The sequence below is a fragment of the Cupriavidus sp. FW305-F7 genome (genome assembly GCF_058782875.1).
In genome coordinates this window covers 1-25913 of record NZ_JBYSYC010000064.1, presented here as the reverse complement: position 1 = coordinate 25913, position 25913 = coordinate 1, and the positions used below count along the sequence as shown (strand labels likewise).

Below are 25913 nucleotides of genomic sequence, written 5' to 3'. Positions count from 1 at the left end.
GTACAGCGTTTAAGGCAGGCGCCACGGCTTCTCTTGGTATAGGTGGCAGGGCAGTAATTGCCAGCCTGGGGCCGTGGTCGTTCAGTATTTGCAATCCCGGGCAGGGATGGCCTATCCGTACATGTCGACTTGTCTCCGGTGATCGCTTAAAAAACTGGAACCAGAAGTTCCGAAAAATTGTTCTTTCACTGGAATGTAGGCCGTTCGCCGGGGAAGGTCAACCAGAAGTTTCGATAATTGATATGATTTGACTCTGAAAATGAAACTTACCTATGATGGAGCCAGGCATGAACGATATGCGCCTCGCCAAAAGTGACGCCAAGCCGGATGGGGACACGCCGGCACTGCGTTTGTTCGGCCTGCTCGAAGTCATCGCGGAGAAGGACCAGTCCTTCAACCTGCAGGCGCTGGTGGAAGAAACCGGCCTGCCCAAGCCCACGCTGCACCGCATGCTGCAGCAGCTCGAGGCCGCGGGCCTGATCCAGCGCAACGGCGACGGGCGGCAATACGGCACCGGCCTGCGGCTGCGCCGGCTGGCGGAGAACCTGTTGCTCAACAGCACCTCGCACGGTGCGCGCCACATGGTGCTGCGCCGGCTGGTGGAAGAGGTGGGCGAGAGCTGCAACCTGACCGCGTTCTCCGGCGGCGAGGTGCTGTACCTGGATCGCGTGGAAACGGCGGCGCCGCTGCGCTTCTACCTGCATCCGGGCTCGCGCGTGCCGGCGCACTGTTCGGCCACGGGCAAGCTGTTCCTGGCGCAACTGGCGCCGGCGCAGCGCCAGCGGCTGCTGGCCAACGTGGAGCTGGAACGCTACACGCAGAACACGCTGACCGACCACGCGCAGCTGGAAGCCGAACTGGAGCGCGTGAAGCGCGACGGCTACGCGATGGACGATGAAGAGTTCCTGCCGGGGCTGGTCTGCATCGGCGTGCTGGTGCCGGCCGCGGATGGCGGCAAGTCCAACCTGGGGCTGGCGCTGCAGGCTCCGGTGATGCGCGTGACGCGCGACAAGGTGCTGCAATTGCTGCCCGCGCTGCAGCGTGCGGCGGGCGCGCTGGCGGCTATCGAAGCCGACAGCGCCGGCAGCTGGCAGGGCGGCGCGGAAGAGGACGAATAGCGCGCACGGCGTCACGCGGATTGCTCCGCTTGCCGCAGTGCCGATGGCATGGCAGCAAGCAACAAGGAGCATGAGGTGACGCAAGACCAGTTTGGCAAGCCCGACCGGATGATTCCGGTGCGCAGCACGTTCGGCATCGATTCCGGCCTGATGGTGCCGGCCTTCAGCCAGCGCGACGACCACGTGCCGGAGATCGATCCGGCCTACCGCTTCCAGCCCGAGGTGACGCTGGCAATCCTGTCCGGCTTCATGCGCGACCGGCGCGTGATGGTGCAGGGCCTGCACGGCAGCGGCAAGTCGACCCATATCGAGCAAGTCGCCGCGCGGCTGAACTGGCCCTGCGTGCGTGTCAACCTGGACGGGCATATCAGCCGGCTGGACCTGGTCGGCAAGGACGCCATCGTGGTGCGCGACGGGCGCCAGGTCACCGAATTCCAGGAAGGCATCGTGCCGTGGGCGCTGCAGCGTCCGGTGGCGCTGATCTTCGACGAATACGACGCAGGCCGGCCCGATGTGATGTTCGTGATCCAGCGCATCCTGGAGCGTGACGGCAAGTTCACGCTGCTGGACCAGAACCGCGTGATCCGCCCGCATCCGTCGTTCCGGTTGTTTGCGACATCCAATACCGCGGGCCTGGGCAACGTCAACGGCCTCTACCACGGCACCCAGCTGCTCAACCACGCGCAGATCGACCGCTGGAATGTGGTGGCCACGCTGGACTACCTGCCGCATGAAGAAGAAGCCGGCATCGTGCTGGCGCGCGTGCCGGAACTGGACAACGACGCCGGGCGCGCGCTGGTCGATGCGATGGTGGCGCTGGCCGGGCTCACGCGCCGCGGGTTTGCCGCCGGCGATGTGTCGGCGCTGATGTCGCCGCGCACGGTGATCAGCTGGGCCGAGAACTGCCAGATCTTCTGCGACCCCGCGCTCGCCTTCCGCCTGACCTTCCTGAACAAGTGCGACGAAGCCGAGCGGCCGGTGGTGGCCGAGTATTACCAGCGCTGCTTCGGCCACCTGCCGGGTGAAGCCGCCGGCGTCAGCGCAGAATCGGAGCCCGCGCGATGAGCGCGGCCACGGTCGCGCAGCAGTTGCGCCGGCGCCAGCGGCAGGATGAGCTGTCCGGCGCCGCGGTGCGCGCGATCACCGGCGATGCGGCGCTGCATTTCCGCGACGGCCAGCTCTGGCGCGCGATGCGCCCGGTGCCGCAGCATGCGCCGCACTTGCGCACGGACCTGGAGACCGACACGGCCACCTGCCTGCGCGGCGCGGCCGATGGTGCCGCCCTGCGCCAGGCGCATTCCGACGCCGTGCTGCATCGGCAGCTGTGCCCGGCCGATCCGGTCGAGCGCCTGGTCTTCGAACTGCTGGAGCAGCTGCGTTGCGAGACCCGCCTGCCGCGCGGCATGGCCGGCGTGGCGGCCAACCTGCGCCACCGCTTCATGGCGTGGTCGCGGGCCTTCCATCGTTCCGGGCTGACCGAGGGGCACCTCGGCATCCTGCTCTATACCGTGGCGCAGGTGTCGTGGTCGCGCCTGACGGGGGAGCCGGTGCTGGAAGAGACCGAAGACCTGATCGAAGCCACGCGCGCCGCCATCGTGCCGGTGCTGGGCACCGCGCTGGCCGGCCTGCGCGCGCAACGCCACGACCAGGCCGCCTACGCCGCGCACGCACTGGCGCTGGCGCGCGCGGTGGCGCAGATGATCCGTGCGGAAGCCCCGCTTGCCGGCGAAGACGACGACAACTCAGCCTCGGCCGCGCGCGCCGGGTTTGCGCTGTGGCTGGATTTCGACGAACCGCCTGCGGAAGACTTTGCGCTGGCCGACAGCGGCCACAGCCGCGTACTGGCCGAGGCCACCGACGGCTACCGCGTCTTCACCACCCGCTACGACCGCGAAGTGCGCGCCGCCACGCTGGTGCGCCGCGCCTTGCTGGACGAGTACCGCACGCGGCTCGACGCACGCATCGCGCGCGCGGGCGTGAACATGGCCCGGCTGGCGCGCCGGCTGCGCGCCGCGTTGTCGCAGCCGCGCGTGGACGGCTGGTCCTTCGGCGAGGAAAGCGGCCGCATCGACGGCCGCCGCCTGGCGCAGCTGGTCTGCTCCCCCTCCGAGCGCCGGCTCTTCCGCCTGGAAGCGCACAAGGCCCACGCCGACTGCGTGGTCGGATTCCTGATCGACTGCTCAGGCTCGATGAAGGCGCAGGCCGAGCCGCTCACGCTGCTGATCGACATGCTCACCCGCGCGCTCGACCAGGCCGGCGTTGCCACCGAGGTGCTCGGCTTTACCACCAACGCCTGGAACGGCGGCCGCGCCCGTGCCGACTGGCTTGCGCGCGGCCGCCCGCAGCACCCCGGCCGGCTCAACGAGACTTGCCATATGGTGTTCAAGGACGCGCAACGCAGCTGGCGGCGCGCGCGCACCGACATCGCCGCCCTGCTCAAGGCCGACCTGTTCCGCGAAGGCGTGGACGGCGAGGCGGTGGAGTGGGCCTGCGCGCGCCTGCACGCCAGCGGCAAGGCCCGCCGCATCCTGGTGGTGGTGTCCGACGGCAGTCCCATGGATACCGCGACCGGGCAGGCCAACGACGCCTGCTACCTCGACAACCACCTGAAGGCGGTGGTGGCCCGGCATGCGACGCTGCGAGATGTGGAAGTGCTGGGGCTGGGGGTTGGGCTGGACCTGAGCCCCTACTACCGGCACACGCTGGCGCTGGACCTGTCGCAGCCGGTGGATATGGCGATGCTGGATGAGGTGGCGGGGCTGGTGGGGGCGAGGCGGCGGTAGCGGGAAGACTAGCGTTCGAAACGCTGGTACGCGGACACGGCCAGGAAGTCATACCAGCCGAAGGCGCACTCTCCTCAGCGCCCGCTCACCCGCGCACCGTCTCCCTGGGCTGCCATGACACCGCGATATTCCCATCGATAAAAGTCTGGCAGGCCAGCCGGAACCCCGTCGCCAGCTCCTCTTCGGTCAGCAGTTTCTTTTCCTTCGGCTTGACCGCGTCCGTATGCTCGTGGCCCTTTTCGATGCGGCATTTGCAGGTGCCGCACAGGCCGCCGCCGCACTTGAAAGGGATGCCGCCCTGCTCGCGCAGCGACACGCGCAGCAGATTGCTGTTGACCGGTGCGCTGACCGTCTTGCCGTGGTTGGTGAGGAAGGTGATCTGGATCATGGCGAAGATTGACTGAAGGTCAGGCGTTAGTAGCCAGGAGCGCCTGCGATGGCGACCGGGGCGGGCACCAGGGCGATGTCCATGCTGCCGAAGCTGGCCAGCTCGCGCAGCGCGACGCGGGCGGCCTCAAGCGTGGCGTACTTGTCGAGGAACTTGGTCGACACCAGGTTGACGATGCCGGGCGGCGTTTCTTCCAGGACCCGCACCTTGGTATCGGCGGCCAGTTCCGCGATGACAAAGCGCGCGGTGCGCTTGCCATAGAAGACGTAGTCGTATGCCTCGACCGCGGTCATGCCCGCAGTGGGCTCGGTGCGGAACTGGCCGGGGCGGCTGGTGAGAAGGACGAACATGTCAGGCATCCGCGCCGGCCGTGGCCACGATGGCAGGTGCCTGGGCGGGCAGGTCGTCCTGGGCCAGTTCGATGTCATGCTCGATCCAGAGCTGGCAGGCCAGCCGGTAGCCCTGTTCGAGCCGCTCGCCGAGTTGCTTCTTCTCTTTCCAGTTGGGCGGCGGCAGGTGTTCGGCGCCGGCGATCACGCGGCAGGCGCATTTGGAGCACTTGCCCATGCCGCACTCATAGCGCAGGTTGGGGTAGGGGAACTGGCGGATCCCGGCGCGGACGACCAGGTTGGTCTGGGACTTGACCTCGTCGACGAAGGTCTGGCCCTGCTTGTGGAAAGTGACTGTCGGCATGGCGCGGTTCCTGCCGGGCTGGCCGCCCGGCATCATGAATAGTCGAAGAAATCGGTGGGACCTGGCTGTTGTTTGCGGCCGCCTACGACCACAACACCATCGCGGCCACGGTGGAGCAGGCCAGCCCGATCAGCACCGGGATCAGCAGCGCGCGCACCGCGTCCAGCACCGGCACGCGGGCGAAGCCGGCCACCGCGATCAGCGACGACCACGCCACCAGCGTGCCGCCGCCGGTCCAGACCGCGCCCATCTGGCCCACCGCGGCCAGCGTGGCAGGGTCGAAGCCGACCACCGGGCCGAGCGCGCCGGCCAGCGTGCCGGTCAGCGGCAGGCCTGCGAAACCGGAGCCGTCGATGCCGGTGATCATGCCGACCAGCAGCACCCCGAAGGCGACCAGCACGTGGTTGTCCGGGATCATGTGCTGGTAGGCCTGGATCAGTTCGAACAGCAGGCTCGGCGCCTTGCCCGGCGGCAGGCCCAGGATCTGCGCGGCGGTTTCGCCGGCGCCGATGAAGAAAAAGCCCGCGATCGGCAGCACCGAGCCCATCGCCTTGAAGGCGAAGACAAAGCCGTCGGTGATGTGCTCCGGGCATACGTCGAGCATGCGGCGCGGGCCTTCCGCGGCCAGCGTCGCCAGCATCATCAGCACCGCAGCGACGCCGCCGACCAACGCGGCCGCATCGCCGCCCTTGAGGTCCTGCACGCCAGCGCCGAGCTTGGGCAGCACCATGACGGCGACCACGGCGAGGAAGGCGATGGGCGTGACGATCGCGAAGCATTTCGACCACTTCACCCGGCGCCGGGCCACCATCGCCAGGCTTGCCTCGATATTGCTGTCGCTGGCCAGCGGCTCGGCGTGGGCGGTGCCCCTGGCGATCTCGGCCTTGTCGAAGGTGCCGCCGCCTTCCAGCGCCTCGGCGCTGCCGCCGGCGCGCGCCTGCCAGCGGTCGAGCAGGGTGCCGCAGGCGGGGACGATATGCTTGCGCATCGACAGATAGGCCAGGCACAGCGCAATCGTGCCGGTGATGATCGACAGCGCCAGCGCGCGATCGGCCACCACCGCGGCGCTCACCGCCGCGCCGGCCGCCTTGGCGCTGATGCCGGGCGCGACGCCGATCACGTAGTCCGATGACAGCGCCATGCCCTGGCCGGCGATGGCGATGGCCATCGCGCCTGCCAGCGGCGGCAGCCCCGCAGCGATGGCGGCCGGCAGCAGGATTGCCGAGACCAGCGGCACCGCGGGCGTGGGCCAGAAGAACAGCGAGATGACGTAAGTGATGCCCGCCAGGATAAAGAACGCCGAATGCCCGTTCTTCATCACTACGCGGAAGGGCTCGACCATGCGGATGTCGGAGCGCAGCGTCTTGAGCGCATTGAGCAGCGCCGTCATGAACGCGATCACCAGGAAGATATTGAACAGTTCCTTGGCGGCAACCAGGCTCGCGGAGAACACCCCGCCCAGTGCGGAGACCGGACTGCCGGTGAGGGCAAAGACGACCAGGGCGGTGCCGATGATGGAAGGGACGACAACATTGGCGCGCAGGATCATCGTCAGCACGATGACTGCTACCCCTGACAGATAGATCCAGTGCGCGGCACCGATCACGACTTGTTGTGACATGAAGACTCCCTGGGGGCGGAGGGGTTGTGGGGCCCCGGGTTCCGTACCAGTTCTGGAACCCAGTGTCGGTATACTATATTCCAGTGCCATCTCGTGACAACAGGTTTTTCATCCGGACTTACGCCTATACCAGAGTGGTGCAAGTTGCCCGAACGCCGCACATTTATTGGGCTTGCGGCGATGCGAAGCGTCCTTTAAGTGGTGCACAGGCGGATCGGCAAGTTTGCCCGACTGCGCTGCGACATGTAGACTGTATACCGTGTGCGGCGACTTGCAGGAGGCATGCCCCCAAGAGGCCGTCCGTCCGACGCGCTTCCTTCGCGCCTTCCAAGCCGCTTTTACGACCTGCCGCCATGGCCTCTGCCTTGCCCGCCACCTTGCTCTCCCTGCTTCCAGCCGGACTCTCCGTCCCCACATATCTATGGATGGGGGCACTCATTCTCGTGGGCGCCTGCCTGCAAGGCGTGGGCGGGATCGGCTTCGCGATGCTGTCGGCGCCGCTGGGCGCAATCTTCTTTCCCGACCTCGTGCCGGGACCGCTGCTGGCGATGGGCTGCTGTCTCTCTTTAATGGGCGCGCTGCGCGAGCGGGAGGCGATCGCGTGGCGCATCGCAGGCTTCGCCCTGATCGGGCGCGCGCTCGGCGGGGCGGCGGCGGTGCTGACCCTGGCGTGGCTGGCGCCGGGCCCGCTGGGGGTGCTGTTCTCGGTGTCGATACTCGCCGCCGTGGCGCTGAGCCTGCTGGGCTGGCGCCTGCTGCCGAGTTCGCGCAACGTGGCCATTGCCGGCACCCTGTCGGGCTTCATGGGCACCATCACCTCGGCCGGCGCGCCGCCGTTCGCGCTGGTCATGCAGCACATGGCGCCGGCGCCGATGCGCGCGACCATGGGCACCATCCTGTCCGGCGGCGCAGTGCTGTCGCTGGCCATGCTCGCGCTGGCGGGGCGCTTCGGCCTGCCGCAGCTGATGCTGGCAGCGGCGCTTGCGCCGTTCCTGCTGGCCGGCTTCGCGCTCTCGAACCGCCTGCGTGGGCACGTCTCGCCCGGCGTCGTGCGCCGCCTGTTGCTGGGACTGTGCGCAGCCGGGGCGCTTGGCGTGCTCGGACGCACGGCGTTTGCCTGACGATTTCTGCGCGCGGTTGCCCGCGCGTTTTCCTGTCTTTCCCTGCCAATCCAATCAGCGGAGTTCCCATGCAGCACATCACAGATGAGATGGTCGATGCCCACGTCAGTCCGGAGGATGCCCGGCAAGTCATGGAAGCAGCGTTTTCCAGCTTCGGGCGCGGCGACGCCGCGATGCAGGAGCGCATTCGCACCGAGGCGGGAGGCGTCAAGCTGTCCACGCTGGGCGCGGTGATCCCGCAGCAGGGTGTGGCGGGCGCCAAGGTCTACACCACCATCAACGGCCAGTTCTCCTTTGTCATCCTGATCTTCTCGACCGACGACGGCCGGCCGCTCGCGTCGTTCGACGCCGGCGCCATCACGCGCCTGCGCACGGCCGCCTGTACCACGCTGGCGGCGCAGCGGCTGGCCCGGCCCGGCGCGCGCACGCTGGCGCTGTTCGGCGCCGGCATGCAGGGTGTGCAGCACGCGCGCCAGCTCAGCGAGACGCTCGGGCTGGCGCGCATCCTGGTGTCCGATCCGCACGCCGATGAAGGCATGCCGGCGCGGCTGTCGGCGCTGTGCGGCATCCCGGTCACACTGGCGGAGCCCGATGCTGCCGTGGCGGAGGCCGATATCGTCGTCACCGCCTCGCGCGCGACCACGCCGCTGTTCGCGGGCGCGTCGCTCCGACCTGGCGCCTTTGTCGCCGCCATTGGTTCCAGCCTGCCGCATACGCGTGAACTGGACGACAGCGCGCTGCGCCGCGCCGCTGCCATTGTGGTCGAGTGGCGCCCGCAGTCCGTGCGCGAGGCGGGCGACATCGTGCTGGCCGATCCGCAGGCCCTTCCGCGCGAGAAGATCGTCGAACTGGGCGACGTGGTCCTGGGCAAGGTGTCGCCGCGCCAGCGAGACGACGACATCGTGATCTACAAGTCAGTCGGCGTGGGGCTGGAGGACGTGGCGCTGGCGGGCTTCGCCTGGTCCCGCATCGCCGGCGCGGCGGAGCGTCGCGTCGCCTGAGCGCCATCGCACGCGCCACCGACGGGTAAACACTTACGTGATTAGTCAACGAAGCCCTTGTCGTCGCTGCCTCACTGTATATAGTATACAACCATGCAAGGGCTGATCGATTTACGAAGCGACCCCGGCATCCAACCCACTCAATCGCCCCACATCGCCAACCAGGAGCCTCCGCCATGGCCGAACTGATGAACCGCGAAGAATTCCGTGCCGCCCTCGAAGAAGCCATCAAAGGCAAGAGCGCCAACAAGGCGCCGTTCAGCGTGGCCTGGGCCAGCGGCAAGCTGACCCGCGCCCATCTCGCACGCTGGGCCGAGAACCACTATCACTACGTCGGCCCGTTCGCGGATTACTTGGGCTACATCTACGCTCGCACCCCGGACCGCTATACCGAAGCCAAGGATTTCCTGCTCGCCAATATGTATGAGGAAGAGATCGGCGGCGACCGCCATACCGACCTGCTGATCCGCTTCGCTGAAGCCTGCGGCACCACCCGCGAGCGCGTGATCGACCCGGACAACATGTCGCCCACCACCCGTGGCCTGCAGAGCTGGTGCTATGCGGTGGCCATGCGTGAAGACCCCATCGTCGCGGTAGCCGGCCTGGTGGTCGGGCTGGAGTCGCAGGTGCCTTCGATCTACCGCAAGCAGACCCCCACGCTGCGCGACAAGTACCAGTTCACCGACGAGGAAGTCGAATTCTTCGACCTGCATATCGTCTCGGACGAGATCCACGGCGAGCGCGGCTACCAGATCGTGCTGGAGCACGCCAACACGCCGGAACTGCAGCAGCGCTGCCTGAAGATCTGCGAGATCGGCGCGCAGATGCGGCTGCTGTACACGACGGCGCTCTATCACGACTACGTCGAGAAAGAGCTGCCGCTGCCCGAACTCGACATGGCCGCCTGAGCGCCGCAGCGCAACCGGATCGACGATGACCGTATTCCTCAACCATATCGACGGCGAATGGGCGGCCTGCCAGTCGGGCCGCACCTTCGACAACGTCAACCCGGCCGACACCGCCGACATCGTGGGGCGCTTCCAGGCGTCTTCCGCGGTGGACGCGCAGGCGGCCGTCGCCGCCGCGGCGGCTGCGTTCGCCGGCTGGAAAAAGACCCCGGTCGGCAAGCGCGCCGCCATTCTCAACCGTGCCGCCGACCATCTCGAGGCCAACGCCGACAGCATCGCCGCCGAGCTGACCCGCGAGGAAGGCAAGGCGCTGACGCTGGCCCGCGACGAGGTGCTGCGCTCGGCCCAGACGCTGCGCTTCTATGCAGTGGAAGGGCAGACCTTCACCGGCGAGGTGTACCCGAACGACGACCCCGACCAGCTCGTCTACAGCCAGCGTGAGCCGCTGGGCGTGGTGACGGTGATCGCGCCGTGGAATTTCCCGGTATCGATCCCGGCCCGCAAGATCGCCCCCGCGCTGGTGACCGGCAACACGGTGGTGTTCAAGCCGTCGTCCGAGGCACCGCTGTCGGGCTATCGGCTGGCCGAGGCGCTGGTCAAGGCCGGCCTGCCCAAGGGCGTGCTGAATTTCATCACCGGCAGCGCGGCGGAAATCGGCGCGGCCATCACCGAGGCGCCGGCCGTGCGTGCCATCTCGTTCACCGGCTCGTCGCGTGCCGGCGAGCAGATCCACCGCGCCGTGCCGCTGACCACGCGCACGCAGATGGAGCTGGGCGGCAAGAATCCGCTGATCGTGATGGAAGACGCCGACCTCGATCGCGCCGTCGACCTGACCATCAAGGGCGGCTTCTCGCTGTCGGGCCAGGCGTGCACCGGGACCAGCCGCGTGCTGGTGGCCGAGTCGGTCAAGGCGGCGTACACCGAACGCCTGCTGGCAAAGGTCGCCACGCTCAAGGTCGGTAGCGGCATGACAGCCGGGATGGACCTGGGGCCGCTGGCTTCGCACAAGCAGCTGGAAACGGTGCTGCGCTATATCGATATCGGCAAGTCCGAGGCAACGCTGCTGTGTGGCGGCGCGCGCCTGACCGGCGGCGACTTCGACAAGGGCTACTACGTGGCGCCGACGGTGTTCACCGACGTGACGCAGCAGATGCGGATCGCGCGCGAGGAGATCTTCGGGCCGGTGATCGCCATCCTGGGCTTCACGGACTACGCCGACGCTATCGCCAAAGCCAACGACACCGAGTACGGGCTGGCGGCTGCGATCGTCACCAGCAACCCGCGCTACATCCACCACTTCGCCACGGACATCGAGGCGGGCACGGTCAAGGTCAACCGCACCACCACCGGCAACCTGGTCAACGCGCCGTTCGGCGGGGTGAAGCGCTCGAGCACCTCGACCTTCCGCGAGTCGGGGCGCACCGGGCTGGAGTTCTATACGCAGGTCAAGACGGTCTACCGCGGCGCCTGAGCCCGCCGTCACAAGGAGTCATAGAGACATGAAGAAAGCCATCAAGCTGGAACTGCGCGAAGCGCGCCATATGGTTGCCGCCGCGATCCGGCGCTCGGAGGAAATCGGCGTGCTGGAGTCGATCTGCGTGGTCGACGAGGGCGGCTACCCGCTCGCGCTCGAGCGCATGGACGGCGCCCGCATCACCGGGCCGCAGATCGCATGGAACAAGGCGTTCACGGCCGCGGGCCACAAGCGCTCCACGCACCTGTTCACCACGCCGCCCAACGGGCCGGCGCTGCCGGGCAACGAGGCCTTCGGCATCCAGTGGAGCTTCGAGGGCAAGTTCGCCGCGTTCGTGGGCGGCTTCCCGATCGTGGTCAACGACGAGGTGATCGGCGGCATCGGCCTGTCCGGCGGCAACGGCGAGCAGGACACGCAGGCCGGGCTGGCCGCGCTGCAGGCGCTGGCCGAGCTGCTGGCGCCGCAGGACCTCAAGGTGCTGGTGCAGGCCGATATCAAGAAGTAGGAGGTTCCATGTCGTACCGCATCCAGATCGCCGAAACGCAGCAGGTCTTTTTTGTCGAACGCGGCGAGACCCTGCTGCAGGCCGCCGGGCGCGCCAGTATCGCCTTGCCCCACGACTGCCAGCTGGGTGGCTGCGGCACCTGCCGCATCCGGCTGCTTGACGGGCAGGTGCGGTATGACGAGGAGCCGTTCGGGCTCGCACCGGACGAGGCCGCCGCCGGCTTTGCGCTGGCCTGCCAGGCGCAGCCGCTGGGCGACCTGGTCATCAGCACGGCGCGCGAGGATGAGGCGTGCGCCGAGCCGGCGCGTTATCGGGCGCTAGTGCAGGCGGTGCGGCCGTTGTCGGCTGACGTATTGCATATCGAACTGGAAGTGCCGGACACGGGCGCGCTCGACTACCGCCCAGGCCAGTACCTGAAGCTGCTGAGCGAGGACGGGCGCGCGCGCAGCTTCTCGATGGCCTCGGTGCCGCGCGACGGACACGTCGACCTGCATGTGCGGCGCATCCCGGGCGGCGCCTTCACCGACGGCATCCTGCCGCAAATGAAAGCGGGCGACGCCGTTGACGTCGAACTGCCGCTCGGCAGCTTCTTCTACCGCGCCAGGGATTACCGGCCACTGCTGATGGTGGCCACCGGCACCGGGCTGGCGCCGATCAAGGCCATCCTCGAATCGCTGATGGACGATCCCGACTGCCCGCCGGTGTCGCTCTACTGGGGCATGCGGAAGCCGGAAGACCTGTACCTGCACACCGATATCCCCGCCTGGGGCGAACGGCTGTATGACTTCCAGTACGTACCGGTGCTGTCCCGTGCCGGCGCAGGATGGCAAGGCCGGCGCGGTTACGTGCACGATGCGGCGCTGGCTGACCTGGGTGACCTGAGCGAGCACGCCATCTATTTGTGCGGTTCTCCCAATATGATCCGAGACGCGCGCGCCGCTTTCCTGGCGAGCGGCGCAAGCACCGACCACATTTATGCGGACAGCTTCACCTTCCAGCATTGTTAAGACATGGCGGTATACAGGGAGCGGCTGGTATACAATGACGCCAGCCTTTCCGCTTACGCCTTTGCCGACCCATGTCTCTCACTCCATCTCCTGCCGCGCCCGCCGAGCCGCTGAGCCTCGGTGCCAGCCACTCGCCGCTGTTCGCCCTTGTCACCGACAAGCTGCGTGAAGGCATCCTGAACGGGAAGTACGCGCCAGGCGAACGGCTGGTGGAAAACAAGCTGTCCGCCGAACTGGGCGTGTCGCGCATCCCGGTGCGCGAGGCGCTGCGCGCGCTGGCCAGCGAAGGCCTGGTGGTGATCGAGCCGCGCCGCGGCGCAACCGTGGCCAGCCTGTCGCCAGTGATCGCGCGCGAGATGGTGGAGGTGCGCGCGACGCTGGAAGGGCTCAACGCCAAGCTCGCCGCGCAGCGCCGCGACCCGGCGCTGGTCGCTGAGCTGGAGACCGTGCTGCGCCAGGGCATGGATGCCGCCGCGCAGGGCCGCGCGGATGAGTTGCTCGCCCTCAATACCCGCTTCCATGAGGTGCTCGGCACCATAGCCGCCAACAGCGTGCTGCAGGAAATGATGCGTTCGCTGCGCGAGCGCACCGCGGTGCTGTTCGGCCCGGCCAACGTGGTTCGCGCCCGCCAGAACTGGGATGAACACGCCCAGATCCTGCAGGCAGTCATCGCCGGGGATGCCGACCTTGCCGCCTTGCTGGCCGCGCGCCATGTCTACAGTGCCGCCAAGGCGGCAGACTTGCCGGTGGACGGGCAGGGCAGGGCAGAGGCGGCCTGAGGGCGTCGGGCCCGGGTTTTTCCTCTCCCGTTTCCAGCATGTCGTTGCATGCCCGGCAACTGGGCATTGCATGCGCCGCCATGGCGCATTGCACCAATTTAGGTATACTGTAGGCATTCCAGATCAATAGGGATTTACCATGCAGTCGCCTGAGCAACGCTATCTTTCGCAACCCGTCGGCCAGCAACTGTTGCACCACTTTGCCGCGCGCAATGCCGTCCGCCATGCCACGCCGCTGCTGCCGCTGCGCCTGCGCGATATCGGCCGCTTCTTCCTGGCGCTGGGCGGCCGCGCCCCACGCCGTGGCCACTGCTGATCCAGCCTGACTGACCCGGCGGCGTCAGCACGCCGCCGCTGCCTCCTAGCAGGCGTTCTGCCTGCCGACCCTTCCCCTTCTACGCTTTTCAACCGCTGGCGTGCTTCAGCGCGCTCGCGCATGACACTTTCGCTTGCGCTCCGTTCAATACGGAATATAGTATACCAACGCATTCGCAGTACTTCCCGAAGCCTGTCCTATACGCCCCCACCGCGCCGCTGCCGGCTCGGATAATGACAAGGAGTCGATGTGAACCTGTCCGACCGGGCTCCCGGCCGTTTTCCGCCGTTGTGGGAGGTGGCACAGCGGCTCGCCGCCGGCGAAGTCTCCGCGGTAGAACTGGTGGATGGCTGCGAAGCCGCGTGGCACGACTGGCACGGCATCATCAATGCGCTGGTGCTGTCAGATTTCGATGCCGCCCGCTCCGCCGCGCTGGAAAGCGACCGGCGGCGCCGGGCAGGGCAAGCGCGCGGCGTGCTCGATGGCGTGCCGTTCTCGGTCAAGGAGTCGTTCGACGTCGCCGGCTGGCCGACCACTTGCGGCAATCCGGCCATGCAGGGCCATGCAGCCAAGCGCGACGCCGCAGTAGTGCAGCGCCTGCGCAATGCCGGCGCCGTCCTGCTCGGCAAGACCAACGTTCCGCTCGGCCTGCGTGACTGGCAAAGCTACAACGCCATCTACGGCACCACCCGCAATCCGCACGATCCGTCGCGCACGCCGGGCGGCTCGTCCGGCGGCAGCGCGGCGGCGGTGTGCGCCGGCCTGTCATATTTCGATGTGGGCTCCGATATCGGCTCCTCGCTGCGCAATCCGGCCCACTACTGCGGCATCTTCTCGCTCAAGCCCAGCCATGGCCTGGTGCCGCTGGCAGGCCACGGGGTGGGGCCGGCGCGCTTCGGCGAACAGGACATCAATGTCGCCGGCCCCTTGGCCCGCAGCGCGCGCGACCTGGAACCGGTGTTGCGCGCCATTGCCGGCCCGCACGGCGACGAGGCGCTGCCCTACCGCCTTGATCTGCCAGAGTGTCCGCACCGACGGCTGGCCGACTTCCGCGTCGCGGTGTTGCCCACCCATGCGCAGGCTGAAGCCGACGGCGAGGTCGCCGCGCGAATCGAAAAACTGGGCTGCTGGCTGGCCGGGCAGGGCGCGCGCGTGGACTGGCATGTGCGGCCGGATTTCGATGCGGCCGAACTGTGGCACGTCTACGTGACGCTACTGCGCGCGACCACCGCGGTGCACATGGACGATGCGGCCTATACCGATGCGTTGAACCGCACCGCCACAGCCGCCGCAGACGACCATTCCTACGCCACCCTCCAGTACACCGGCGCGACCCTGAGCCATCGCGACTGGCTGCGCCTGCAGGTGGCCCGCGAACGCTTTGCCACCGCGTGGCAGCGGTTCTTCTCTACCTATGACGTGCTGCTGTGCCCGGCCGCAGCCACCACGGCCTTCGCGCTGGACGAGGCCGGCGAGCCCTGGCAGCGCAGCCTCACCGTCAACGGCCGCGCGCAGCCGATGACCACGCAATTGTTCTGGGCCGGCCATTCCGGGCTGTGCGGGCTGCCTTCGGCGGTGGCGCCGATCGGGCCGGGCACCAGTGGCCTGCCGGTCGGCGTGCAGATCGTCGCCGGCCGCTACCGGGATCTCACCGCGCTGCGCTTTGCCAGCCTGCTGGAAGACGCGGGCTACGCGTTCCGGCCGCCGCCGCGGCCGTCTGTCTTGCCGGCGGACCACAACAACTAAGCCACAACACCACACACACTACACACACCACAGGGAGGGATCATGTTCGACTGGTTCCGTGATTTGTCGCGCATGGAGCGCAAGGGCTTCTATGGCGCGTTCCTTGGGCATGCGGTCGATGTCTTCGACTTCATGATCTATTCGTTTCTTATCTCCACGCTGCTCGGGCAATGGGGCATGAGCAAGTCGACAGCGGGCGCCATCGTCACCTGGACGCTGGTGTCGTCGCTGGTGGGCGCGATCGGCGCCGGCATCCTGGCAGACCGCTACGGGCGCGTGCGGGTGCTGCGCTGGACCATCGTGGTGTTCGCGGGGGCCTGCTTCCTGTGCGGGCTGGCGCAGTCGCCGGAGCAGCTGATGCTGTTCCGCATGATCCAGGGCCTGGGGTTTGGCGGGGAGTCGTCGCTGTGCATGGTGCTGGTGACGGAGATGATCCGCAACCCGGCCCATCGCGGCAAATACTCGGGCTTTACCGCCAGCAGCTATTCCTTCGGCTGGGGCGCGGCCGCCATCGTGTACGCGATCGCCTTCAGCGTGCTGCCGGCGGAGACGGCGTGGCGGGTCTGCTTCTTCCTCGGCATCCTGCCGGCGCTGGTGGTGATCTACCTGCGCCGCAACCTGGAAGAGCCGGAAATCTTCCTGAAGAGCCGGGCGGCCGGCCGGCAGGGGGCGGCGCTGGCAGGCCTGGGCCGGCTGTTCCGTGGGCCCCTGCTGTCCAAGACCTTGCTGTGCAGCCTGCTGTCGGGCGGGATGCTGGGCGCGTACTACGCCATCGCTACGTGGTTGCCGACCTTCCTCAAGACCGAGCGCGGCCTGTCGGTGTTCGGCACCAGTTCTTACCTGGCGGTCACCATCATCGGCTCACTGATCGGCTACGTGGCGGGCGCCTACGCCACCGACCGCTGGGGCCGGCGGCTGACCTACATCGCCTTCGCGGTCGGGGCGTTCGTGGCCGCGCTGGTCTATATGGTGATCCCGGTGTCGAATACGTCGATGCTGTTCCTTGGCTTCCCGCTCGGCATACTAATGCAGGGCGTGTTCGCGGGCATCGGCGCGACCATCTCCGAGTCTTATCCCAACGATATCCGGGCAACGGGGTATGGCGTTTCGTATAACGCCGGCCGGGTGATCGGCTCGCTGTTCCCGCTGTCGGTGGGGTGGCTGAGTACGGGGCACACCTCGCTGCCGAGCGCGATCGCCATCGTGGCGGGAGTCGGCTACGCGATGGTAGTGGTCGCCGCGGTGCTGCTGCCCGAGACTACCGGTATGGACCTGGGGCAGGCGGGCGGCGGCGGGGAGAAGGAAGAGACCGCGCCGCTGGCGCAGCCCGCAGGCTCAATCGCCTGAGGCCGGTCCCGGCTCTAAGGGCGCGCGCGCCCTTAGAGCACCCACACCGAAATCGCCGGCAGCATCAGGCTGGCCCCGATCCCGATCAACACCCCGAACGCCACCCTGCGCGTCGTGGCCGGCGAGAACGGCGGCGGAAAACGCCGCCCCAGCAACGTGGCGATCACCACCACCGGCACGGCAATGGCGGCCTGCACGCACACGGCGGCATCGAGCTGCCCCTGCCAGGCCGAGAACAGCGTGCGCACGGTGGAGGTCACGGTAAAGACCAGAATCAGCGCACAACGGATTTCAACCGGCTTCATCGGCTGCCGGTAGAACTGGAAAATCAGCGGCGGGCCGGAGACGCCGAACATGCCGCTCAGCAGTCCGCCGAATACCCCGCTGACAAAGAAGGTGCCGTCGCCGGAGCGTTGCGCCAGCGGCGCGGGCTTGAGCGCGGCGCTGAGGCCGCCATACAGGATCACGGCGCCCAGCAGCAGCTGCAGCAGGGTGGCTGCGCTGGAACTCAGGTACTCCAGCACCAGCACGCCGACCACTACCGACGGCAGGATGCCGATGGCCGCCGCGGCGACGGCGCGCCAGTCGATATGCTGCAGCTTGCCTGGCAGCGCGCAGGCGCTGTTGGCCAGCGTGACCAGGCTCACCACCGCGGCCACGGTGGCCACGGGCGCCAGCCCAAGTCCGCTGGTGACGCCCATCACGATCATGCCAAGGCCAAAGCCGGTCACCGTCTGGAAATAGGTGCCTGCGCCGAGCAGGGCCTGCAGGCCCAGCAGCGGCAACAACAGTTCTGCCTTCATGCCGCCGCCTGCTCGCCCTTGCCGGCCTGTTCCGCGGTGGCTTGCGCCTGGACCACGGTGACGGCGATGACATGGAACACATCGTCCGCGCTGCAGCCGCGCGAGAGGTCGTTGGCGGGCTTGTTCAGCCCCTGCAGCATCGGCCCGATGGCCTTGGCGCCACCGACCCGCTCGGCCAGCTTGTAGCCGATATTGCCGGCTTCCAGGCTGGGGAACACCAGCACGTTGGCGTGGCCGTTCACCTGCGAATGCGCGACCTTGCGCGCGGCGATCTCGGCGACGATGGCGGCATCGAGCTGCACGTCGCCATCGATGGCCAGGCCCGGGCGTTGCGCGCGCACGCGCTCGGTGGCGGACACCACCTTGTCCACCGCCGCATGGCTGGCGCTGCCGCTGGTCGAGAACGACAGCATGGCCACGCGTGGCTCTTCCATCAGCAACGTGCGTGCGCTGTCGGCCGCAGCCATGGCGATATCGGCAAGCGCATCGGCATCCGGATCCACCACCAGCCCGCAGTCGGAGAAGATCAGCCCGCCCTTGAGCGTGTGGAAAGGCTCGCACAGCATCATCAGGAAGAAGCTCGACACCAGCCGGAAGCCGGGTGCGAGCCCGATCAGCTGGATCGCGTTGCGCACTACGTCGGCGGTGGTGTGGTCGGCGCCCGCCACCGAGCCGTCGGCGTGGCCGAGGCGCACCATCAGGTTGGCGAAGCACAGCGGATCGAGCACGGCGCGCTTGGCTTCATCGAGCGTCATGCCTTTCTTCTGGCGCAGCGCAAAGAGCTGCTGCGCGAACGAGGGCGCGAGCGCCGAGGTGGCCGGGTCGACCAGCGTCATGCCGTCCAGCCCGATGCCGTGGATGGCCGCGGCGGCGTTGATCTGGCGCGTGTTGCCGACCAGCACGATGCGCGCGATGCCTTCCTGCGTGGCGCGCTGCGCGGCCTGCAGGATGCGCGGGTCTTCGGCCTCGCACAGCACGATGCGGCGAGGCGCGGCGCGGGCGCGGTCGATGATGCGGAGGATGGCTTTCATGATGGTTGGCTTCAGAAACGGAAAAAAGGGCCGGAGCCCTTGTCATGCTTGCGGTGTGCTCCCCTCTCCCGCGTGCGGGAGAGGGGCAGGGGGGGCGGTGGCATGCCACCAGGCGGAACTTCGTGGAGATCCCCGCCCTCACCCCAACCCTCTCCCGCAAGCGGGAGAGGGAGCAAACCGATCGCAAGCGGGGCGCCTGTACAGGCTCAGGCTCAGACTCAGACGTAGTCCTTGTACTTGTCCAGGTAACGCACCGGCTTGGCCAGCGCATCGCGGCGGAACGGGTCGCCCAGCTCACGCGTGCACATGATCTCGATGATCGTGGTCTTGCCATGATTCATCTGCAGGTCGATGGCACGCTTGAGTGCCGGGCCGACATCTTCCAGCCGATCCACCACGATGCCTTCGGCACCCATCGCCTTGGCGATTTCGGCAAAGCTCTGGTTGTCCAGCTCGCCCGCGACGAAGCGGCGGTTGTAGAAGTCCACCTGGTTCTTCTTCTCCGCGCCCCACTGGCGGTTGTGGAACACCACCGCGGTCACCGGGATATTGTGGCGCACGCAGGTCATGGTTTCCATCAGGCTCATGCCCCAGGCGCCGTCACCGGCGTACGACACGGCCGGGCGGTGCGGTGCCGCGACCTTGGCGCCGATGATGGTCGGGAAGGCATAGCCGCAGTTGCCCCAGCTCATCGCCGCGAAGAAGCTGCGCGGCTTCTCGAAGCGCAGGTAGCTGTTGGCCACCGAGTTGATGTTGCCGATGTCGGTGGACACCATCACGTCTTCCGGCATGGCCTTTTCCAGCTCGCGCAGCACCTGCCGCGGATGCAGGTACTGGCCGCCGCCGGGCGTGCGCTCCTGCTTCTGCTCTTCGATCATGTCCAGGCTATACGGGTCGCGCTCATGGGTCCAGTTGTCCAGCTCCTGCTCCCACGCGGCTTTCTCGCTGGCGATGTCGGTGGCGCGGGCGTCGCGGGTCGCGTCGCAGGCCAGCGTGCGGCCGGCCAGGCGCTGGCTCAGCGCGACCGCGGCAGCCTTGGCATCGCCGCAGATGCCCACCGAGATCTTCTTCACCAGGCCCAGCATCTTGTGGTCGGCGTCGATCTGGATGATCTTGGCGTTCTTGGGCCAGTAGTCCATGCCGTGCTGCGGCAGCGTGCCGAACGGTCCCAGGCGCGAGCCCAGCGCGATCACCACGTCGGCGCGCGAGATCAGCTTCATGGCAGCCTTCGAGCCCTGGTAGCCCAGCGGGCCGCACCACAGCGGATGGCTGGCGGGGAACGAGTCGTTGTGCAGGTAGCTGTTGACCACCGGCGCGCCCAGGCGCTCGGCCAGGGCCTTGCACTCTTCGATCGCATCGGCCATCACCACGCCGCCGCCCGAGATGATCACCGGGAACTTGGCGTTGGCCAGCAACTCGGCCGCTTCGTTCAGGCTCTGCTCGCCGCCGGGGCCGCGGTCGAGGCGGCGCGGCTGCGGGATCTCGACGTTGACCTTGCCGTAGAAGTGGTCACGCGGGATGTTCAGCTGGGTCGGGCCCATTTCCGCGGTGGCGCGGTCGAAGCAGCGGGCGGTGAACTCGGCCATGCGTGCCGGGTTGGTGACATGACCCTGGTACTTGGTGAACTCCTGGAACATCGGCAGCTGGTTGGCTTCCTGGAAGCCGCCCAGGCCGATGCCCATGGTGCCGGCCTCGGGCGTGACGATCACCACCGGGCTGTGGGCCCAGTAGGCAGCGGCGATCGAGGTCACGCAGTTGGAGATGCCGGGGCCGTTCTGGCCGATCACCACTCCGTGGCGGCCCGACACGCGGGCGTAGCCGTCGGCCATGTGGCCGGCGCCTTGTTCGTGCACCACCGGGATCAGGCGGATGCCCGCCGGCGCGAAGATGTCCATCGCATCCATGAAGGCCGAGCCCATGATGCCGAACATGTCGGTCACGCCATTGGCGGCCAGCGTTTCAACGAAGGCTTCCGACGGGGTCATGGTCTGCGGGCCGGCCGGGACCTGGCTCTCCTTCGCGGCGGCCGAGCCACCGGAAACGGCGGGATTCGAGGTGGTATCGAGGTCGCGCATGGCGTTGTCTCCTGATGAGGGTCTTATAAAGTGGAACAGGACGTTCCGGAAAATTGCTTGTTGGGGGAAATGTAGGCGGAAGACTCCGATTGGTCAATAGGAAGTTTTGATTTATGGAATGAAACGAATGAAAAAATGAGACAAGAATGCGATTGAAGTATCGTAAGCGCCATTTATCGGGCGTTGATACGCGCTGCGAGGACGGGGAAATCGGGATGCGCCCGGGCCGGGCAGGCAAGCAGGACGCCGGTGAGAGATCACCGGCGCTGGCGAATAAGGCGGGAAGTGTGACGAGCCCGCCGCCTCAGGGACGCGGCGAGGAAGTGCGAGCTGGCGCGCTTAGCAGGGCGCGGTCTGACTGGGCTGCATGCTGGTGAAGGGGGCCGTGTCAGCGTACCGACAGCGCTTCCAGCACTGGCAGGTTGCCCTCGCCGAAGCCCTGATGTCCGTCGCGCTGGACGATCTCGAAGAAGAACTCGCCCGCCTCGCGCCTCACGAACGCCTGCAGGAAGCGCTCCTGCGTGCGATCGGCACGCATGGCGCCGTCGGCCAGGATGCCGTAGCGCTGCAGCGCGGCCAGGTCCAGGCCATGGCCGGGCAGGCGCGTGTCGACGGAATCGTAGTAGGCCGCCGGCGGCTGCACAAACTGCACGCCGTTGCCGGCCAGCGCAGCAGTGCTGGCGAGTATGTCGGCGCTGGCCAGCGCAATATGCTGGATGCCCTCGCCGTGCTGGTCCGACAGGTAGTGGCGCATCTGGTCATGGCGCGTCGTTCCCTTCTCGTACAGCGGAATGCGAATGCGCCCGCACGGCGACACCAGCGCATGCGCCGCGCTGGCTGGCTGGAGCTCGCGGAAGCCCAGCACCTTGCGGTAGAAGTCCAGCCATTCCTCGAGATGGCCTTGCTCGACGGCCTGGGTCAGGTGGTCGACGCGCAGCAGCCCCGCGTCCGGCGCATTGTCGGGCTGCGGCAACGGGCGAAAATCGACGTCGTAGATCGAGATATCGCCCACGTCACCTGGCCGGCCTTCCTTGCCGCGCCAGCGGTCGATGAAGTAGAGGATCGACTGGCCGATGCCCTGGATGGCGGGGATATTGAGCTCCATCGGCCCCACGGTGCCGCCCTCGAAGGGCCATGCGCCAGCTTCCAGCGCGCGGGTAAAGGCGGCCGCGGCATCGTTCACGCGGATGCCGATGGCGCAGATCGACAGGCCGTACTCGCTGGCATAGCGCGTCGCGAACGAATCCGGCTCGGCATCGACGATGAAATTCATCTCGCCCTGCCGGTACAGCTTCACGGCCTTGTGGCGGTGACGGGCGATGGCGGCGAAGCCGAAACGTTCAAGGGTGCGACCCAGCGCGGCCGGGTCGGGCGAGGCAAATTCGATGAACTCGTAGCCCTGGATCCCGAGCGGGTTGTCCCACGTCTGGAAATCGTCGGCGCGCGGGGAAGAGACGTCTGCGGCGCTCATTGTCGTTGCTCCTGTTGGGTGGCGATGGGGGGCGGTGCCGGGCCATTGCGGCGACGATCGGATCATAGCAACGCGCCCCCGCCGGGCCGCGCCTGGACGGCGCATCGCAGCACCTCGTAGAAACCCGAACTGCGCGCCTTGATCGCGCATATGCGTTCACTGATCGCGCAATATGGCGTAAAGGACGCTTGGCTGGCGGGCAGCCGGCCACTAATCTCCGGTCATCGAAACGCACCCGGGCCGGCCGCCAGGCTCACCAACACCATGATCAATGGCAAGACCACGCTCATCCCGCACCTTGGCTATCCCACGGAGTCGTTCAAGGCGCCGATGATCTACAACCCCTGGTTCGCTCAGCAGGGCATCGACGCGGTGGTGGTGCCGATGGGCGTCAAGCCCGACAACTATGCCGAAGTGTTCCGCTCCCTGTTCCGGCTGACCAATATCCGCGGCGCGCTCGTGACCATGCCGCACAAGGTCGCCACGCTGGAACTGGTGGACGAGCTCACGCCGGCCGCCCGCATCGCCGGTGCGTGCAACGCCGTGCTGCGGCGCGACGACGGCACGCTGGTCGGCGACCAGTTCGATGGCGCCGGCTTTGTGCGCGGCATCGTGCGCAAGGGCTGCCGGCCGGAAGGCGCGCGCGCCATCGTCTCCGGCAGCGGCGGCGTGGGCAGCGCGATCGCCGCCTCGCTGGCGCAAGCCGGCGTGGCGGAACTGGCGCTGTTCGATGCCCGCGAAGGCGCCGCGCGTGCGCTGGCCCGCCGCCTGGCCGAGCATTACCCGGCGTTGCGCGTGAGCACCGGATCGGACGATCCGCAAGGCTTCGACGTGGTGGTCAACGCGACCCCGCTCGGCATGCACGCAGGCGACCCGCTGCCGTTCGACGTCGCGCGCATCGCCCCCGGCGCGATGGTCGGCGAGGTGGTGATGAAGCACGAATACACCCCCTTCCTCGAAGCCGCACTGGCCCGCGGCTGCAAGGTCCAGGTGGGCACCGACATGCTGTTCGAGATGATTCCGGCCTACCTGGAGTTCTTTGGTTACGGCACAGCCACACCTGAAGCGCTGCGCGCGGTTGCGCAGATCCGGTATTGAGGGCAGGGCGCGTGCCCTGGCCGACAGCCGAGCGGATGCCATCCCATAAAGGCACGCCGGCAAGCATTTCCAATCTAACGGTGGAGACAGACAAGATGACCACGACTCACAAGGAGCTGCCGGCTGCTGCGGCACCCGGCAACTCGCTCGGCGACAAGATCCGCGCCGCCTTTGCCTTCGGCAAGGTGCGCTGGGGCATGCTGGCGCTGGTGTTCTTTGCAACCACGCTGAACTACATCGACCGCGCTGCCCTTGGCGTGCTGCAGCCGGTGCTGGCCAAGGCCATGTCCTGGACCGCGCAGGACTACGCCAATATCAACTTCTGGTTCCAGGTGGGCTACGCCATCGGCTTTGCGCTGCAGGGGCGGTTCATCGACATGGTCGGTGTCAAGCGCGCGTTTGCGCTGGCGGTGCTGTTGTGGAGCATCGCGTGTGGTGCCCATGCCTTTGCGGCGTCCGCGGTCGGCTTCATGATCTGCCGCTTCTTCCTTGGCTTGTCGGAGGCGGCCAACTATCCCGCCTGCGTCAAGACCACGCGTATCTGGTTCCCGGCGAGCGAGCGCGCCATTGCCACCGGCATCTTCAATGCCGGCACCAATGTCGGCGCCATGCTTACGCCGATCATGCTGCCGCTGATCCTGCAGGCCTGGGGCTGGCAGGCGGCCTTTATCGTCATCGCCTCGCTGGGTGCGATCTGGCTGGCGTTCTGGTATGCCCGCTACCACAACCCGGAACAGCACCCGACCGTCAGCGCCACCGAACTGGCCCACATCACGCAAGACGTCGAACCGCCTCCGCACCGCATCCGCTATTCGCAAATCCTGCGCATGCGCGGCACCTGGGCCTTTGCCCTGGCCTACGCCATCACCGCGCCGGTGTTCTGGTTCTACCTGTACTGGCTGCCGCCGTTCCTGAACCAGCAGTACCAGCTCGGCATCAGCGTCACGCAGATGGGCCTGCCGCTGATTGTGATCTACCTGGCGGCCGACGTGGGCAGCGTGGGCGGCGGTGCGCTGTCGTCGTGGCTGATCAGCCGCGGCATGCCGGCAGTGCGTGCGCGCCTGCTGTCGATGCTGATCTTCGCCGCATGCATCACCTCGGTGGTGATGGCCGCCGGCGCCAGCAGCCTGTGGATGGCCGTGGCCGCGATCTCGGTCGCGATCGGCGCGCACCAGGCGTGGACGGCGAACATCTGGAGCATGGTGATGGACTACACGCCCAAGCATGTGGTGAGCTCGGTGTTCGGCTTCGGCGGGATGATCGGCGCCATCGGCGGCATGTTCATGACGCAGCTGGTCGGCTACGTACTGACATCGACGCACAACAACTATGCGGTGCTGTTCACGATGATCCCCTGCGCCTACTTCATCGCGCTTACCTGGCTGTTCTTCCTCGCCCCGCGCAAGGTGCCGGAAGTTGCCTGACGCCTTTCGATGTTGCCTGACCCGGCGGGGCGTTCGCCCCGCCGCCAATAAAACACAGAGACAAAGCTCCAATGCAAAAACGAATGATTGCGCTGCTCGCGTTGGGCGCGGGCAGCCTGCCAGCGCTCGCCCAGACTTCCGGTGGCGTCACGCTCTATGGGCTGCTGGATACGACTATCCGCTACAGCACCCATGAAGACGCGGCCGGCCACGGCCGCACGCAGATGACCGATGGCGTGCTCACCGGCAGCCGCTGGGGTCTGCGAGGCACCGAGGATATCGGCGGCGGCAACAAGGCCTGGTTCATCCTGGAGTCGGGCTTCGCGCCCGACACCGGCACCAGCCAGCAGGGCGGGCGGCTGTTCGGGCGCACCGCGGTGATCGGGCTCGACGGTGGCTACGGCAAGCTGGCGATCGGCCGGCAGTACACGCTGGCCCATGAGGTGCTGTCGTCCTACGAGGCCATGGCCTTCGCCAACAACTCCATCGTCGGGTATCAGGGCGGCAACTACACCGGGCTGCGCTATGACAACACCGTCAAGTACATCAAGAGCTTCAACGGCCTGCAGGTGGCGGCGGCCTACACCTTCGGCGAGGTGCCGGGCAGCATCAAGAGCGGCTCGGCTGCGGCCGGGTCGCTGGTCTACAGCTCAGGGCCGCTGGAGATCGGCGCGGTCTACCAGCAGACGCAGAACGTGACCTCGGCCTTCTTTGGCGCGGTGCCGGCGGCGCTGGCCAGCAAGCAGACGGTGTGGGGTCTGGGCGGTACGTGGAAAGCGGCGCGGGCGCAGTATTACCTCGGCTACACCAATAACCGGCTCGATGTGGCCGACTATCGCAACAATGTTGGGTATGTCGGGACGCGGTTCAATATCACCGACGCGCTCGCGTTCATCGGCACGCTGCAGTACGACTGGCTGCGCCATGCGGGGCAGGGGGGCAAGCGGCTGACCACGGCGGGCATGCTGGACTACAACTTCAGTAAGCGCACCGATGTGTATGTGGAGGTGGACTACACCCACCTGCAGGGGCAGTGGATTGCGTTGAACAGCTCGCCGACGTTTGCTAACAGTGGGAATACTTATGGCAATTCGTCGCGCATCGGGGTGATGGCGGGGGTGCGGCATAAGTTCTGAGTGCGCCGGGAGACCGGCAAGGAGTAGGTGGTGAAAGTCCACTACGATGAAGGAATAGCGAACCACAT

24 protein-coding genes are annotated in these 25913 nt (G+C 67.3%); 16 read left to right on the top strand and 8 right to left on the bottom strand.

What is annotated here, in order from left to right; all coding sequences use genetic code 11:
• The first annotated feature begins 287 nt into the window (after positions 1–287).
• Genes AC3WL8_RS36110 through AC3WL8_RS36100 form a run of 3 tightly spaced genes read left to right on the top strand, consistent with a single transcriptional unit; the run spans position 288 to position 3901 of the window.
• A complete protein-coding gene (locus AC3WL8_RS36110) occupies positions 288–1118 on the top strand; it encodes an IclR family transcriptional regulator (RefSeq protein ID WP_013953486.1) in 831 nt (276 codons plus the stop codon).
• Positions 1119–1166: 48 nt separating this feature from the next.
• Positions 1167–2183, top strand: coding sequence for an AAA family ATPase (locus tag AC3WL8_RS36105; RefSeq protein WP_492379886.1), 1017 nt, complete (start codon positions 1167–1169; stop codon positions 2181–2183).
• Positions 2180–3901 carry a cobaltochelatase CobT-related protein gene (locus AC3WL8_RS36100; RefSeq protein ID WP_013953484.1) on the top strand — a complete coding sequence of 574 codons (1722 nt, stop codon included), beginning with the start codon at positions 2180–2182 and terminating at the stop codon, positions 3899–3901. The genes AC3WL8_RS36105 and AC3WL8_RS36100 overlap by 4 nt, the downstream gene beginning before the upstream one ends.
• A gap of 85 nt (positions 3902–3986) precedes the next feature.
• Here the strand turns inward: AC3WL8_RS36100 and AC3WL8_RS36095 are convergent, their stop codons facing one another.
• The 4 genes from AC3WL8_RS36095 to AC3WL8_RS36080 form a co-directional block, all read right to left on the bottom strand.
• A complete protein-coding gene (locus tag AC3WL8_RS36095) occupies positions 3987–4289 on the bottom strand; it encodes a 2Fe-2S iron-sulfur cluster-binding protein (RefSeq protein ID WP_013953483.1) in 303 nt (100 codons plus the stop codon).
• 26 nt (positions 4290–4315) lie between these two features.
• Positions 4316–4639: a hypothetical protein gene (locus tag AC3WL8_RS36090; RefSeq protein ID WP_013953482.1), complete on the bottom strand. Its 324-nt coding sequence runs from the start codon at positions 4637–4639 to the stop codon at positions 4316–4318.
• A gap of 1 nt (position 4640) precedes the next feature.
• The gene (locus tag AC3WL8_RS36085) at positions 4641–4982 is read right to left on the bottom strand and encodes a 2Fe-2S iron-sulfur cluster-binding protein (RefSeq protein ID WP_013953481.1); all 342 of its coding nucleotides are present in this window, start codon (positions 4980–4982) and stop codon (positions 4641–4643) included.
• Positions 4983–5064: 82 nt separating this feature from the next.
• On the bottom strand, positions 5065–6603 hold the full coding sequence (locus tag AC3WL8_RS36080) for a hypothetical protein (protein WP_013953480.1): 1539 nt from the start codon (positions 6601–6603) through the stop codon (positions 5065–5067).
• A gap of 425 nt (positions 6604–7028) precedes the next feature.
• Here AC3WL8_RS36080 and AC3WL8_RS36075 point away from each other — a divergent pair, with 425 nt between their 5' ends.
• The 10 genes from AC3WL8_RS36075 (at position 7029) to AC3WL8_RS36030 (ending at position 16807) form a co-directional block, all read left to right on the top strand.
• On the top strand, positions 7029–7724 hold the full coding sequence (locus tag AC3WL8_RS36075) for a sulfite exporter TauE/SafE family protein (RefSeq protein WP_049800648.1): 696 nt from the start codon (positions 7029–7031) through the stop codon (positions 7722–7724).
• Between the two features lie 68 nt (positions 7725–7792).
• A complete protein-coding gene (locus tag AC3WL8_RS36070; RefSeq protein WP_211981879.1) occupies positions 7793–8725 on the top strand; it encodes an ornithine cyclodeaminase family protein in 933 nt (310 codons plus the stop codon).
• Between the two features lie 176 nt (positions 8726–8901).
• Positions 8902–9633 (top strand): iron-containing redox enzyme family protein, encoded by a 732-nt coding sequence (locus AC3WL8_RS36065; protein WP_013953477.1) that lies wholly within the window; start codon positions 8902–8904, stop codon positions 9631–9633.
• A gap of 25 nt (positions 9634–9658) precedes the next feature.
• Positions 9659–11104, top strand: coding sequence for an aldehyde dehydrogenase family protein (locus AC3WL8_RS36060; protein WP_153956272.1), 1446 nt, complete (start codon positions 9659–9661; stop codon positions 11102–11104).
• A 28-nt stretch (positions 11105–11132) separates the two neighbouring features.
• Complete coding sequence (locus AC3WL8_RS36055; RefSeq protein WP_013953475.1) at positions 11133–11612, top strand: GlcG/HbpS family heme-binding protein; 480 nt, start codon at positions 11133–11135, stop codon at positions 11610–11612.
• An 8-nt stretch (positions 11613–11620) separates the two neighbouring features.
• Positions 11621–12619, top strand: coding sequence for a 2Fe-2S iron-sulfur cluster-binding protein (locus AC3WL8_RS36050; RefSeq protein WP_013953474.1), 999 nt, complete (start codon positions 11621–11623; stop codon positions 12617–12619).
• A gap of 71 nt (positions 12620–12690) precedes the next feature.
• Positions 12691–13398, top strand: coding sequence for a GntR family transcriptional regulator (locus AC3WL8_RS36045; RefSeq protein ID WP_022539212.1), 708 nt, complete (start codon positions 12691–12693; stop codon positions 13396–13398).
• A gap of 139 nt (positions 13399–13537) precedes the next feature.
• A complete protein-coding gene (locus tag AC3WL8_RS36040; protein WP_010810355.1) occupies positions 13538–13714 on the top strand; it encodes a hypothetical protein in 177 nt (58 codons plus the stop codon).
• A gap of 249 nt (positions 13715–13963) precedes the next feature.
• Positions 13964–15460 carry an amidase gene (locus AC3WL8_RS36035; RefSeq protein WP_492379885.1) on the top strand — a complete coding sequence of 499 codons (1497 nt, stop codon included), beginning with the start codon at positions 13964–13966 and terminating at the stop codon, positions 15458–15460.
• A gap of 42 nt (positions 15461–15502) precedes the next feature.
• Entirely contained in the window at positions 15503–16807 is a 1305-nt protein-coding gene (locus tag AC3WL8_RS36030; protein ID WP_013953471.1) for an MFS transporter, read from the top strand.
• Between the two features lie 32 nt (positions 16808–16839).
• Here AC3WL8_RS36030 and AC3WL8_RS36025 read toward each other — a convergent pair whose 3' ends face one another.
• The 4 genes from AC3WL8_RS36025 to AC3WL8_RS36010 form a co-directional block, all read right to left on the bottom strand.
• On the bottom strand, positions 16840–17610 hold the full coding sequence (locus tag AC3WL8_RS36025; RefSeq protein ID WP_013953470.1) for a sulfite exporter TauE/SafE family protein: 771 nt from the start codon (positions 17608–17610) through the stop codon (positions 16840–16842).
• Complete coding sequence (gene pta / locus AC3WL8_RS36020; RefSeq protein ID WP_013953469.1) at positions 17607–18641, bottom strand: phosphate acetyltransferase; 1035 nt, start codon at positions 18639–18641, stop codon at positions 17607–17609. Before pta ends, AC3WL8_RS36025 begins: the two co-directional genes overlap by 4 nt.
• A 218-nt stretch (positions 18642–18859) precedes the next feature.
• Positions 18860–20626, bottom strand: a complete 1767-nt coding sequence (xsc, locus tag AC3WL8_RS36015) for a sulfoacetaldehyde acetyltransferase (RefSeq protein ID WP_153956276.1) — start codon at positions 20624–20626, stop codon at positions 18860–18862.
• A 478-nt stretch (positions 20627–21104) separates the two neighbouring features.
• Positions 21105–22187, bottom strand: coding sequence for a 4-hydroxyphenylpyruvate dioxygenase family protein (locus AC3WL8_RS36010; protein ID WP_153956273.1), 1083 nt, complete (start codon positions 22185–22187; stop codon positions 21105–21107).
• 264 nt (positions 22188–22451) lie between these two features.
• On the opposite strand from AC3WL8_RS36010, the gene AC3WL8_RS36005 reads away from it, so the two are divergent.
• The 3 genes from AC3WL8_RS36005 (at position 22452) to AC3WL8_RS35995 (ending at position 25845) form a co-directional block, all read left to right on the top strand.
• Complete coding sequence (locus AC3WL8_RS36005) at positions 22452–23285, top strand: shikimate dehydrogenase family protein (RefSeq protein WP_041228683.1); 834 nt, start codon at positions 22452–22454, stop codon at positions 23283–23285.
• A gap of 95 nt (positions 23286–23380) precedes the next feature.
• A complete protein-coding gene (locus tag AC3WL8_RS36000) occupies positions 23381–24709 on the top strand; it encodes an MFS transporter (RefSeq protein WP_013953465.1) in 1329 nt (442 codons plus the stop codon).
• Positions 24710–24780: 71 nt separating this feature from the next.
• Positions 24781–25845 (top strand): porin, encoded by a 1065-nt coding sequence (locus tag AC3WL8_RS35995; RefSeq protein WP_153956274.1) that lies wholly within the window; start codon positions 24781–24783, stop codon positions 25843–25845.
• Positions 25846–25913: the final 68 nt, after the last annotated feature.

Excerpts from the sequence above, each read along its gene's own strand:
- AC3WL8_RS36110 (WP_013953486.1), top strand. The coding sequence starts at position 288 with ATGAACGATATGCGCCTCGCCAAAAGTGACGCCAAGCCGGATGGGGAC.
- AC3WL8_RS36105 (WP_492379886.1), top strand. The coding sequence starts at position 1,167 with ATGGCAGCAAGCAACAAGGAGCATGAGGTGACGCAAGACCAGTTTGGC.
- AC3WL8_RS36100 (WP_013953484.1), top strand. The coding sequence starts at position 2,180 with ATGAGCGCGGCCACGGTCGCGCAGCAGTTGCGCCGGCGCCAGCGGCAG.
- AC3WL8_RS36095 (WP_013953483.1), bottom strand. The coding sequence starts at position 4,289 with ATGATCCAGATCACCTTCCTCACCAACCACGGCAAGACGGTCAGCGCA.
- AC3WL8_RS36090 (WP_013953482.1), bottom strand. The coding sequence starts at position 4,639 with ATGTTCGTCCTTCTCACCAGCCGCCCCGGCCAGTTCCGCACCGAGCCC.
- AC3WL8_RS36085 (WP_013953481.1), bottom strand. The coding sequence starts at position 4,982 with ATGCCGACAGTCACTTTCCACAAGCAGGGCCAGACCTTCGTCGACGAG.
- AC3WL8_RS36080 (WP_013953480.1), bottom strand. The coding sequence starts at position 6,603 with ATGTCACAACAAGTCGTGATCGGTGCCGCGCACTGGATCTATCTGTCA.
- AC3WL8_RS36075 (WP_049800648.1), top strand. The coding sequence starts at position 7,029 with ATGGGGGCACTCATTCTCGTGGGCGCCTGCCTGCAAGGCGTGGGCGGG.
- AC3WL8_RS36070 (WP_211981879.1), top strand. The coding sequence starts at position 7,793 with ATGCAGCACATCACAGATGAGATGGTCGATGCCCACGTCAGTCCGGAG.
- AC3WL8_RS36065 (WP_013953477.1), top strand. The coding sequence starts at position 8,902 with ATGGCCGAACTGATGAACCGCGAAGAATTCCGTGCCGCCCTCGAAGAA.
- AC3WL8_RS36060 (WP_153956272.1), top strand. The coding sequence starts at position 9,659 with ATGACCGTATTCCTCAACCATATCGACGGCGAATGGGCGGCCTGCCAG.
- AC3WL8_RS36055 (WP_013953475.1), top strand. The coding sequence starts at position 11,133 with ATGAAGAAAGCCATCAAGCTGGAACTGCGCGAAGCGCGCCATATGGTT.
- AC3WL8_RS36050 (WP_013953474.1), top strand. The coding sequence starts at position 11,621 with ATGTCGTACCGCATCCAGATCGCCGAAACGCAGCAGGTCTTTTTTGTC.
- AC3WL8_RS36045 (WP_022539212.1), top strand. The coding sequence starts at position 12,691 with ATGTCTCTCACTCCATCTCCTGCCGCGCCCGCCGAGCCGCTGAGCCTC.
- AC3WL8_RS36040 (WP_010810355.1), top strand. The coding sequence starts at position 13,538 with ATGCAGTCGCCTGAGCAACGCTATCTTTCGCAACCCGTCGGCCAGCAA.
- AC3WL8_RS36030 (WP_013953471.1), top strand. The coding sequence starts at position 15,503 with ATGTTCGACTGGTTCCGTGATTTGTCGCGCATGGAGCGCAAGGGCTTC.
- AC3WL8_RS36025 (WP_013953470.1), bottom strand. The coding sequence starts at position 17,610 with ATGAAGGCAGAACTGTTGTTGCCGCTGCTGGGCCTGCAGGCCCTGCTC.
- pta (WP_013953469.1), bottom strand. The coding sequence starts at position 18,641 with ATGAAAGCCATCCTCCGCATCATCGACCGCGCCCGCGCCGCGCCTCGC.
- xsc (WP_153956276.1), bottom strand. The coding sequence starts at position 20,626 with ATGACCCCGTCGGAAGCCTTCGTTGAAACGCTGGCCGCCAATGGCGTG.
- AC3WL8_RS36010 (WP_153956273.1), bottom strand. The coding sequence starts at position 22,187 with ATGAGCGCCGCAGACGTCTCTTCCCCGCGCGCCGACGATTTCCAGACG.
- AC3WL8_RS36005 (WP_041228683.1), top strand. The coding sequence starts at position 22,452 with ATGATCAATGGCAAGACCACGCTCATCCCGCACCTTGGCTATCCCACG.
- AC3WL8_RS36000 (WP_013953465.1), top strand. The coding sequence starts at position 23,381 with ATGACCACGACTCACAAGGAGCTGCCGGCTGCTGCGGCACCCGGCAAC.
- AC3WL8_RS35995 (WP_153956274.1), top strand. The coding sequence starts at position 24,781 with ATGCAAAAACGAATGATTGCGCTGCTCGCGTTGGGCGCGGGCAGCCTG.